Origin of the sequence: Flavitalea sp., assembly GCF_035489435.1 — a bacterium.
Classification (GTDB): domain Bacteria; phylum Bacteroidota; class Bacteroidia; order Chitinophagales; family Chitinophagaceae; genus DATHKG01.
In genome coordinates this window covers 133,184-145,043 of record NZ_DATHKG010000161.1, presented here as the reverse complement: position 1 = coordinate 145,043, position 11,860 = coordinate 133,184, and the positions used below count along the sequence as shown (strand labels likewise).

At 42.3% G+C, this 11,860-nt stretch carries 5 protein-coding genes; 4 read left to right on the top strand and 1 reads right to left on the bottom strand.

Annotated elements, in window-relative coordinates; translation table 11 throughout:
* Positions 1 to 199 precede the first annotated feature (199 nt).
* Entirely contained in the window at positions 200 to 2,833 is a 2,634-nt protein-coding gene (locus VK664_RS25260) for a glycoside hydrolase family 95 protein (RefSeq protein WP_461401498.1), read from the top strand.
* Between the two features lie 163 nt (positions 2,834 to 2,996).
* Here VK664_RS25260 and VK664_RS25255 read toward each other — a convergent pair whose 3' ends face one another.
* Positions 2,997 to 4,361 (bottom strand): hypothetical protein, encoded by a 1,365-nt coding sequence (locus VK664_RS25255; RefSeq protein ID WP_461401497.1) that lies wholly within the window; start codon positions 4,359 to 4,361, stop codon positions 2,997 to 2,999.
* 166 nt (positions 4,362 to 4,527) lie between these two features.
* On the opposite strand from VK664_RS25255, the gene VK664_RS25250 reads away from it, so the two are divergent.
* The 3 genes from VK664_RS25250 to VK664_RS25240 are packed head-to-tail and all read left to right on the top strand — an operon-like array spanning position 4,528 to position 11,727.
* On the top strand, positions 4,528 to 7,551 hold the full coding sequence (locus VK664_RS25250; protein ID WP_461401496.1) for a SusC/RagA family TonB-linked outer membrane protein: 3,024 nt from the start codon (positions 4,528 to 4,530) through the stop codon (positions 7,549 to 7,551).
* A 56-nt stretch (positions 7,552 to 7,607) separates the two neighbouring features.
* A complete protein-coding gene (locus VK664_RS25245; RefSeq protein WP_461401495.1) occupies positions 7,608 to 9,287 on the top strand; it encodes a RagB/SusD family nutrient uptake outer membrane protein in 1,680 nt (559 codons plus the stop codon).
* A 19-nt stretch (positions 9,288 to 9,306) separates the two neighbouring features.
* Positions 9,307 to 11,727, top strand: a complete 2,421-nt coding sequence (locus VK664_RS25240) for a hypothetical protein (RefSeq protein ID WP_461401494.1) — start codon at positions 9,307 to 9,309, stop codon at positions 11,725 to 11,727.
* Positions 11,728 to 11,860: the final 133 nt, after the last annotated feature.

The following is an 11,860-nucleotide window of genomic DNA, read 5'->3' as shown; positions in this document are numbered from 1 at the left end:
TTACCCGCCATAATCAACAAAGACATTATATGATAAACCAGGGCTGTCTCTAAATGAGGCAGTTTTTTTTTGATTTATTACGACATGATCCTCAACCTGGCAAGCGCATATTTTATTGATTGAGTTATTTAAACTATATATTTCATAACTTCTTTCATAATTCATAACTCATAATTCATAACTCTCTTATCCTTGCTAAATGAAAAAGCATTTCCTCTTCCCGTTTCTTTTTTTGTTGTTAGTTGTATCGCAGCTTCCGGCCCAGCAGGATCTTAAGTTGTGGTATGAACAGCCCGCTTCACGCTGGGTGGAGGCTTTGCCTGTCGGGAATGGTAAAATTGGCGCGATGATTTTTGGAGGAGTAAAGGAAGAACTGATACAATTAAATGAGACAACGCTATGGTCCGGTGGCCCGGTAAAAACAAACATAAATCCTGGTGCATCTGCCCATCTTCCTGCAATCAGGAAGGCTCTCCTGCAAGACAATGATCTCAGCATGGCAGACAGCCTGTTAAAAAAAATGCAGGGTCATTTTACAGAATCTTTTTTACCTATGGGTGATCTCCTGATCAAACAGGATTTTAAAGAAGGCGAACCCACCAATTATTATCGGGATCTTAATCTCAACACCGCAGTTTCCACTACAAGTTTTCAAATCGGCCCGATAAAATACACCAGGCAATATTTTATTAACGCACCATCGAATGTTATGGTGATAGTTTTGAAATCTTCAGCGCCGGGGGGACTGAATTTGCATATCAGGGCTTCATCCCGGTTGCGCTACCAGGTTTCGGCTAAAGGGAAAACAGAACTGCAGATCCGGGGCAAAGCCCCGGCAAAGGTTGATCCGAGTTATTTCAATCCCAAAGGACGTGAACCTATTATTTATGATGATGCATCAGGATGCAATGGTATGCGCTTCCAGTTTAACATCAGGGCAGTAAGTAAAGATGGGAATATCAATGCGGATACTTCAGGCTTAGTGATTAACCAGGCTACAGAAGTAACATTATATCTCACCGCTGCAACGAGTTTCAACGGCTTTGATAAATGCCCGGATAAAGAAGGACTTGATGAAAATAATCTTGTGAAAGCTTATCTCGACGAGGCGGTTATTCTTGGTTCAACCCGGTTGCTCGATGCACACAAAAAGGATTATCAAAAGTTCTTCAATCGCGTATCCCTAAAAATCAAAGATACTACCAAGGTGCAAGGCACTCAAAAGGCAAACCCAAATGCTGCCCTGCCATCAGATAAAAGATTAAAAGCTTACGCCTCGGGTGCATATGATCCGGGACTGGAATCACTTTATTTTCAATATGGAAGATACCTGTTGATTTCATCATCAAGACCAGGTGGACAACCTGCAAACCTGCAAGGGATATGGAACCATGAACTAAGAGCTCCCTGGAGTTCAAATTATACCATCAACATCAACACGGAAATGAACTACTGGCCTGCCGGCGTTGCCAATCTGAACGAAATGCAGGTGCCTTTGAATGAGTGGATAGGTAGTTTGGCTAAATCCGGAAGCAAAACTGCGAAGGAGTATTATAACCTGGATGGATGGGTGGCGCATCATAACAGTGATATCTGGGCATTGTCAAATGCTGTTGGAGATTTAGGTAGTGGGGATCCGGTATGGGCAAACTGGTTCATGGGTGGAAACTGGTTAGCCAGGCATCTTTGGGAATATTATCTTTTTACGGGGGATAAAAAATTTCTTGCTCAATCTGCTTATCCCATTATGAAATCCGCCGCGATTTTCACAAGCGGTTGGCTGATAAAAGATAGTGCCGGCAGACTTGTTACCGCGCCTTCAACATCTCCTGAGAATAAATTTTTTGATGCAAATAAAAAACAACAATCAGTTTCGGTTGCTTCAACAATGGACATGTCCGTAACCTGGGATCTTTTTAACAATGTGATCGCGGCTTCAAAAATTCTTGACACAGATGCCGACTACCGGGCTGGTCTAACCGAAAAACTAAATAACCTTTTCCCTTTGCAAAAGGGATCAAAGGGACAGTTATTGGAATGGTCAAAAGAATATGAAGAAACTGATCCAAGACATCGACATGTCTCACATCTATATGGTTTGCACCCGGGTCACCAGATCAGTCCGATAACGAATCCGGCATTTTCTGAAGCTGCGAAAAAAACACTGGAAATCCGTGGCGACGAAGGTACAGGTTGGAGCAAGGGCTGGAAGATTAATTTCTGGGCAAGGTTACATGATGGTGATCATGCTTATAAACTTATCAGGGAGTTATTAAAATATGTGGACGTTTCTGGTACAAACATGACCGGCGGCGGAACTTATCCGAATTTTTTCGATGCGCATCCACCATTTCAGATTGACGGAAATTTTGCGGGTACAGCCGGCATGTGTGAAATGCTGGTCCAGTCACATGATGGTGCTATTCACCTGCTTCCTGCCTTACCTTCAGCCTGGTCTGCCGGCACCATAACCGGATTGCTCGCTCGCGGAGGTTTCGAACTCGTAGAATTAAGCTGGAAAAACGGAAAAATTGAGAAACTGAGCATCAAATCAAAACTAGGTGGTAATTGCCGCCTTCGTGTACCAAATCCCCTAAAACCCTTAAAATCTTCTTCAGTCATCCTGAAACCAGCCCAGGGGCCAAACAAAAATGCATTCTATACGGCAAATGCAAATGCAAATCCAAACGCAAGTGCGAATGCAAATGCAAATCCAAACGCAAGTGCGAATGCAAATCCAAATACAAATCCAAAAATGTTATCTGAAACAGGGAAAGCATTAATCTACGATTTCGAAACCAAAGCAGGAACAACTTATACTTTCATTCAGTAGATAACCATCGAAGAATCCAATTCTACTACCCATTCATCACTCTCAACTCCTTTCATAATTCATAACTCACAATTCATAATTCTCTTGAATTATCTCCCCACTAAAACTCATCATTCAACAACTCACCACTAATTTCATAATTCATAACTCATAACTCATAACTCTATTGAATGAGTCCATTGTCAAAAGGCAGTCCGGTACCGAGGTCTTTCAAAACCACGTCATGTATTTTTCCTACGCCGGCGAATGCGATCTTTATACCATAGATATTCCCAAGTGGAAATTTGTATTGAGCATTGTAAACCTCGACACCGTTCAGAATAACACTCACTTTTTTATTTTCAATCTTTAGCTTAAGATCACCGCCTTTCGAAAAATCTGCAGCCAGGAAATTGAGATCATCTTCACGACCATCCCTGTAAAATTCCGAAAAGGTGAGATTTGTCCAGGCTTCACATCCCGGCTTCATCAGGAATAATTTATGATAACTTTTCTCACCATAAATCACCGTCATAATCTGCGAGCATCGTACTCCCGGCCGTTCTTCTGAACTGTTTAACCGGCATGATAATTCAAAATTATCACCGCTGATTTTTGTTGGCTGTGTGTTCACGAATTCAACGTAAAACGTTTTTGTTGTATCTACTCCTGCATGTTGTAAAGCCAATGCAGATGCTGAAAGATGTTGGGAAACAAAAAGTGAATCGGCGGCAACCGGGTAAACACGTATAGTGTCTCTTTCAACGGTTGCAGTAGCCGTCCAGCCATTCGTTCTCAGGTAAACGGGTATTGTGTCTGCGGGCAATCCATCGTATTTCAGAACTGCAAAATACCTTCCGGGAATTTCATAATAATGCGTAAAGACCACCCCGTTTTTGACTTGTCGTTCCGGCCTTCCATCCCCATAATTAATTGTGAACTTACTTAGATCTCCCTTGAATTCTTTGTTTACCTGGAATGTAAATACGGCAGAATGAGGATTCTTTCCTTCCGGATTTTTGCAGGTAAAGGAAATTCCATTCAATTTCAATGGAGGATCAGTTTCAGTGAATTTCCAGATTAACAAAACTGCAATGAGCAATATTGCAATACCAGCGATGATATAGTGTGTTTGTATGCGCTTCCTGCGTTTAGTTATGATGCGATCAGGCTGAGTTGTCACTGTCTCTTCGAAGTGCAACAACTTATCATCATTCCTTACTTCGTCTGTTGGTTTTACCGGCCTTGGATGATTCGCTACAAAAAGATCCCAGTCGGCATAGCCCAGGTACTGAACAAGTGCATCTCTTGTTGCTTTCTGTGGATAGTATCGTTCGGGGGTTTTTAACTTACCAAAAATCCGTTTTAATGTATTTGGACTGATCTGTACCGAAGTGGTGTGTAGTAAGATACTGCTGAGTCTTATATAATCCCCGTTGGTCCATTCTGCAAAAACAGGTTTCCCGAATTTATCAGCTATCGAACGACATGAAATATCCAGATGATAGAAAGATTGCTTGATTTCATATTGTCCATTCCCCGCCTTCATGTTATGCAAGATACTAATCTACAGTTGTTTAGGTTGTCCAAAGTTTTGGGTAACAGATTGGTTAATCAGTTTTAGCAAGTCGCATTCTTATAAAACTAAATTTAGACTGCTAAAGCTTCAAAACCTAAAACTACCCTTAAAAAGGGAAATTAAAACGATTGCCTGTATGAGACAAAAAATGCTTTTTGTTCTTTCCGTGATGATGCTGATCGTCTTTTCGGCCTTTACTCAGACAAAGATTGTAAGGGGAACTGTTACCGATTCAGCAACGAATGTCCCACTCCCCGGTGTGAGCATCACTATCCCCGGTACTTCTTCGGGGACAACTACAAATGATGAAGGAAAATTCAGTTTCACCATTCCCTTAACCACTCAAACTATTACATTGTCATTGGTAGATTACGGGACCGTCGTAGCCGATGTTACCGGTAATGATGACCTATCTATCAAAATGAAATCCGGCAACAGGGCCATGGATGAAGTGGTCGTAATAGGTTACGGCACACAAAAGAAAAAAGATCTTACAGGTGCCGTTTCAACCATCGGGAGTAAAGACGTTGCCGGGCGGCAAACTATACAGGTTTCAGAGGCCTTACAGGGTGCAGTTTCAGGTGTGTCGGTCACGCGAACCAGTGGAGCTCCGGGAAGTAGCGGAACTATCCTGATCAGAGGCATAACTACTTTAGGTACCAATAGTCCGCTCATTATCCTGGATGGTGTACCTGTCAGTAATATAGATAATGTTAATCCGAATGATGTTGAATCTATCACTGTCCTGAAAGATGCAGCTTCAGCTGCTATCTATGGTTCGCGCGGTGCGGCGGGAGTTATCCTGATTTCAACCAAACGTGCAAAAGAAGGCCAGAGTAGTTTTGAATATAACTTTGAATATGGCTGGCAAAAGCCCACTGCACTTCCGGAGTATGTCAGCGCACCTGAGTACATGCGTTATTTCAATGAACAACAAACCAATGATGGTGCAACTACCGGTTCTTATCCCCAGGCATTCATAGATAATTTTGCTGACAGTAACCGGCTTAATCCAGACAAGTTTCCTTTTAGTAATACCAACTGGCAGGAAACGATCATGACAAAAGATTATGCACCCAGGGTACGTCACGATCTTGTGTTCACAATGGGAACGGGCAAGGTTAAAACCAAAGCTTCGATCGGTTATTCAAATGCGGATGCATTTTATGTAAATAGTTCCTATGAAAGATACCTGGTTCGTATAAACAACGATCTTCAAATCAATAATAAACTTTCCGCAAACCTTGATGTGGCATATAAACGTACAGAAAGTGAAAATCCTGTTGTTAACCCAATACGCGAAGCACGTGTAATGCCAGGTATCTATGACGATTTTTACAGCGATGGCAGATATGCCCTTGCTAAAGATGGCCGGAACCCGATTGCAGAGCTCAATGAGGGAGGTACATTAAAATCAACTTATAACCAGGTACAGGGAAGACTTGTGTTCCGCTATAAACCAATAAATGACCTTGTACTCACTGCGCTTGTCTCGCCGACATTTGACTTTGATCAGACAAAATCTTTTTCAAAGAGATTAACTTTTACCAATCCCGATGGTTCAGCAAGTTCATTCACAAATCGTCCAAGAACAATTCTGAATGAAGGACGTAACGAAAACACAGTACTGACCGGTCAATTGTTTGCAGACTATAACAAACAGTTTAAAAGTGGCCACAGCCTCGGTGTGCTTGGGGGTTACGAAGAAATCTACAACAAATTTGAAAGTCTGACAGCATCAAGAAGCGGATTTGCATTGACTGATTTTCCCTACCTGAATTCCGGTTCCCAGGAATTGAGAGACAATTCGGGTAGTGCAGGGGAATTTGCGCTCCGTTCATTTTTCGGAAGAGTTACCTACGATTTTCAGAATAAATATTATTTGCAGGGAAATCTGCGCTATGATAAATCATCGCGTTTTGGAAAGGAATACCGTGATGCATTATTTCCATCTGTATCAGCAGGCTGGGCTATTTCCGAAGAGAATTTTATGAAAGGGATAAGCTGGCTTTCATTTCTAAAAATCCGGGGCTCATATGGCGAGGTTGGTAACGAAAGAATCGGGACTTATCCTTACCAGGCAATCGTAAGTTTTACAAATGCATTGTTTTATCAGAACGGTGTCGTGGTCCCGCTGAACGGTGGGGCGCAAACTGATTATGCTGTTGATAATATTTCCTGGGAAACCACAAAAACAACAGATGTTGGAATTGATGCAGCTTTTTTAAATAACCGCTTAACAGTTACCGCCGACTATTATAAAAAGACTACCAATGATATCCTGCTGGCACTCGATATCCCCCTGTATCTTGGATTCGATAAACCCAGCCAGAACGCTGGTCAGCTCGATGTTAAAGGATGGGAGCTTGAAATGGGATGGAGAGATAAGATCGGCAAAGTTAATTACTCAGTTGCTTTCAACCTTTCTGATGCAAAATCTGAAATTATAGATTTGAAAGGCACACAGATACTCGGTGCACAGTCAACGGTCAAAGGAAGTGAATTTAATGAATGGTTTGGCTACAGGTCAAATGGTTTATACCAGACTACTTCAGATACTGTCGGTTCACCACGATTGAATACAAATGTTACCGCCGGAGATGTCAGATATGTTGACATGAATAAAGATGGCAAGATCACCCCGGACGATAAGGTTTTGCTTGGAGGTTCTTTGCCGCGTTATCTGTATGGAGGAACTATCAGGATAGACTACAATAGTTTCGATTTCGGTTTTGTGTTCCAGGGTGTAGGGAAAAGAAACAGCAGGTTAAGCAGCGATATTGTTCAGCCTTTTGCTGAAGCTTTCGGTAATGTTCCACTTGAAATGGTCGGAAAGTTCTGGACAAAAACCAATAAACCCGAACAGAATCTGCAGGCTCGTTATCCAAGACTATCAACAAGGTCCATTTCAAATAACTATGAGATGTCAGATTTCTGGCTGATCGACGGATCTTATTTCCGTATAAAGAATATCACTTTAGGATATACTATCAAGGCTGAAAAGATGAAACGAACCGGCATACAGTCACTTCGCTTTTATGTTTCTGCGAATGATGTTTTTGCAAAACACAATTTTCCAAAGTACTGGGATCCGGAAGTAGAAAATTCATCATATCCAATGGTTACAACCCTGATGGCAGGTGCTTCCATAAGATTCTGAACTATGATCAATCAGTATTGGAAAGAGATTAAAACATCAACTGACAAATCAAAATCATGAAAAAGTTATTATACATCATTAGCTGCATTACTTTCATTACAGCCTGTACTAAACTGGATCTGAATCCGCTATCAGAACCTTCCACTGCTACCTTCTATTCAAATCAAACAGAACTTGAACTGGCCGTAAATGATTTGTACCGGCTCGATTTCTGGAGTAATGATAATGAACAGTTCACCGACAATTACTGGCATCGCGGACAATTAGGCAATGCGGTCACATTCGGTACTATGAATTCTGAAGATGCCACTGTACAGTCGTACTGGACGATTTGTTATAAAGCAATTGCACGCGTAAACACCTATTTAGCAAACATGGACCGCGCCGCTGCAACAACGCCACCAGCAGTGATGACAAGGCTGGAAGCGGAGATGCGTTTGATCAGGGCTTACCAGTTCTCAAGACTGATCACTCATTTTGGTGACGTTCCTTTTCTGCTTGAACCAATTGCCCTGGAAGAATCATATGATTTAGCAAGAACAAACATGGATGAGATACTTACCTTCATTTTTTCAGAGCTTGATTTTGCGGCAGCTAATCTTCCGCAGACCTATGGTACCGGGATTAAACGACTGACCAAAGGTGCCGCACTTGCTATAAAGGCAAGAACGGCATTATATATGGGTAAGCATGAAATCGCGCGCGATGCATCTCTTGCGGTTATGCAACTTACCGGCGCTGGTGCTTATACACTGAATGCGGATTATTCCCAGTTATTTCTTAAACCAGGTGAATTAAGTGCAGAATTGATCATCAGCATCCCAAGAGATGAAGCACAGAAAGTGTTTACATCAGGTGGAGTTGTACAGGATCAGACAGCAAGAAATGCCGGTGGGTTTGGTGCCCAGATACCTACAAGAGAGATGATGGATGTTTATGAATGCAGCGATGGAAAGCCCATAGACGAAAGCCCGTTATATAATCCACTTGATCCTTTCAGAAACCGCGATCCCCGGTTATTAGCCACCATAGTTGAATTCAATACGCAATGGTTAGGTTATTCTTATCAGCCACATCCTGATACACTTACCGTTTTCAGTTCGAAGGAAAACAGAAGGGTGTCTAACCGGGACAGTCGTACTGTAGCCACTTTTGCGAGCTACACTGGTTTTCTTTGGAAAAAAGGAATTGATCAAAGTTGGGTGGATAAGGTTTCTGAGGATAATGATGCCGTCATAATCCGGTATGCAGAAATACTATTAACTTATGCAGAAGCAAAAATCGAACTCGGGCAGGTTGACGCAACAGTATTAAATGCATTAAATCTTGTAAGGGCGAGGGGATATGGAGTAGGAGTTGGTCAAACATCTTTATATCCTGCTGTAACAACAACGGTTGCTACTGAGCTTAAAAAAATTGTAAGAAGAGAAAGAAGGGTTGAGTTTGCGAAGGAAGGTCTACGTTATATGGATCTTATCCGTTGGAAACTTGCAGAAAAGGCTTTGACAAAACCAGTAATTGGTCTCCCCGATCCAGCAGCTCAAAACCGTGCCAAATGGCCTTTTCCAGGGATTACGCCAATTGATGATGATGGCATTGCGGATTACGGTGTTTTCGGTAACGATGTAAAGATAGTTGCCCAAAGAAGTTTTGACAAGAGTCGTCAGTACCTGTGGCCGATACCTGCGCTGGAAAGACGAGTCAATCCAAACCTCACTCAAAATCCAAACTATTAATAAACTATAAATAATGAGCATGAAGATATTATCTGTTGTTCTTTTAATGGCAATATTGAATTTGTGTTGTACCGAAGGTGTTACCCAGTCGGGTGATAAAGAATCAGGTGCCAAAAATTCTGAATCAAAATATCTTAAGATCAGTGGTGTATATCCCCATCTCGCTGTTTTTAATGAAGGTGATGGTTTGTTTTGTGCCGGCAATGGGGGAGAAGGCGGTATAGGTGCAATTACACCATGGGCAGGAAAACTTTGGATGGTTACATATTCCGCGCATTGCCCGGGCGGAAGTTCTGATAAGCTTTATAGCATAGATGAAAATCTCCAGTTGCAAATACACCCGGAGAGCGTAGGAGGTACGCCGGCTAACAGGCTCATTCATACAAAGTCGGATCAACTGATCACCGGCCCTTATTTCATAGACCCGAAAGGTAAGGTACGTGTTATTTCGCCTTCGGTTATGCCTGGCCGTTGGACTGCGACCGCAACCCATTTAACTGATCCTGATAATATGGTTTACATGTATGATATGGAAGGAGCACTTTTTGAAGTAAACGTACATACGCTGGCAGTAAAAAAGTTATTCCAGAAACCTATACCCGGATGGCATGGCAAAGGTGGTTATACTGCACAAAACAAACTGATACTTGCGAACAACGGCGAACATCAGAAATTTGATATCGACCCGGCGCTTTTGCAGGTTGGCGGCGAACCAAAGAATAAAGAAGAAATGGGCGTGCTGGCAACCTGGGACGGTAAGAAATGGGAAATTGTTGAACGTCGTCAGTTTACGGATGTTACCGGTCCCGGTGGTATCTACGGCTCTCCGGATAATAATGCACCTGCCTGGAGCATTGGCTGGGATAAGCGATCAGTGATTTTAAAATTACTTGATGGTGGTAAGTGGTTCACCTATCGAATGCCTAAAGCAACCCACACTTATGATCATTGGGGGGGATGGTATACTGAATGGCCAAGGATCCGCGAAATTGGCAACAATAAGATGCTGATGGATATGCACGGAATGTTTTATGACTTTCCAAAAACATTTACAAGAGCTAACAGCGGTGGCATTACACCTATAGGTAGTCACCTTCGTTACATACCTGATTTTTGTAACTGGAACGGTCAGCTTGTTTTGTCGACTGATGAAACAACTATTCTGCAGAATGCTTACCCGGGCAGGGCACAGTCGAATTTATGGTTTGGCAAAGTAGATGATCTCAGGGATTGGGGTAGTGTAAATGGCTGGGGTGGACCATGGATAAATGATGAAGTTGTTGCCGGTAAGCCTTCGGACGCTTATCTGATTAACGGTGCCGGTAAAAAGGTGTTACATCTTAGTCATAAAACAAATTCACCCGTCACATTTACACTTGAAATTGACAGGGAAGGCAACAATAAATGGGAAACTTTTAAAAAGATGACGGTTGCTGCAAACGGTTATGATTACCTGCTTTTCCCGGCTGATTTCAAAGCTAATTGGATCAGGATCACCGCCGATAAAAATTGTACAGCTTCTGCATTTTTTCACTACCAGGGCAAAGTTCATGAAAAAGCAGACAAGATGTTTACCGGGCTTGCTGATATAGAAAGTGCAGGTGAGGCACGTGCCTCGCTGATCAGACCTGCAGGTCATAACAAAAATCTCCAGGTTATTAATATCTCTTCAAACGGTCCTTTATACCAGGAGGTAAATGAAAAACTGCAGTTTTCAGTTCCCGCTGCCGATAGTTCTGAACGCGTTTCAAAGATCCTGTCATTAAAAAAGGAATTTGAAACCGATGCTGCATCAGTGATAGTTAAGGATGCAACAGGATCATACCGTTTGCCAAAAACATCTGCTGTATACGACAAGCCATTTGCCGCCGGCTGGCCGCGGGCGAAAAGAGAAGTTGAATCAGAACGATACATGTTCAACGCCCACGGAACACTGTATGAAATTGGCCGTGAGAGCGGCTTTGCAGCAATCAAGCCGGTGACTACCCATAAAAAGAAGATAGTGGATTTCTGTACATGGAGGGGTTTGCTGGTGATCAGTGGAACAAGTAACGATGCCTCAGCGGATGGTCATTATTTTACCAATGCTGACAAATCAACAGGCTTATGGTTCGGAGCAATTGATGATTTATGGAAGCTGGGTAAACCAGTTGGGGAAGGCGGGCTCTGGAAAGATGCTGTGGTTAACGCCGGTGAAAACTCATTGCCCTTCCTGATGACCGGTTATGACAAAAAGAAAATCAGCCTTAGCTCAGATAAGGATGTTGAATTTACACTGGAGATTGATGTGGATCACAACGGTTTTCATGAATTTAAAAAGATAAAGGTGCCTGCGGGTAAGACTGTTGATTTCGATTTTCCGGAAGGATTTAATGCTCATTGGATCAGGGCAAAAACTGATAAAAGCTGTAAGGTAACTGCCTGGATAAAATACAGCTGACCTTTGTTTGTTTTGTTTTGTTTAGCAGAATATAACCGCTGTGTTCCACTATGGAGCCAGCGGTTTTTTAATGCTTCTCACTAAAGGAACCTGGATTCATTTCATGCTTCTAACGAAAGAATCACTTGGATTC

Excerpts from the sequence above, each read along its gene's own strand:
- VK664_RS25260 (WP_461401498.1), top strand. The coding sequence starts at position 200 with ATGAAAAAGCATTTCCTCTTCCCGTTTCTTTTTTTGTTGTTAGTTGTA.
- VK664_RS25255 (WP_461401497.1), bottom strand. The coding sequence starts at position 4,361 with ATGAAGGCGGGGAATGGACAATATGAAATCAAGCAATCTTTCTATCAT.
- VK664_RS25250 (WP_461401496.1), top strand. The coding sequence starts at position 4,528 with ATGAGACAAAAAATGCTTTTTGTTCTTTCCGTGATGATGCTGATCGTC.
- VK664_RS25245 (WP_461401495.1), top strand. The coding sequence starts at position 7,608 with ATGAAAAAGTTATTATACATCATTAGCTGCATTACTTTCATTACAGCC.
- VK664_RS25240 (WP_461401494.1), top strand. The coding sequence starts at position 9,307 with ATGAAGATATTATCTGTTGTTCTTTTAATGGCAATATTGAATTTGTGT.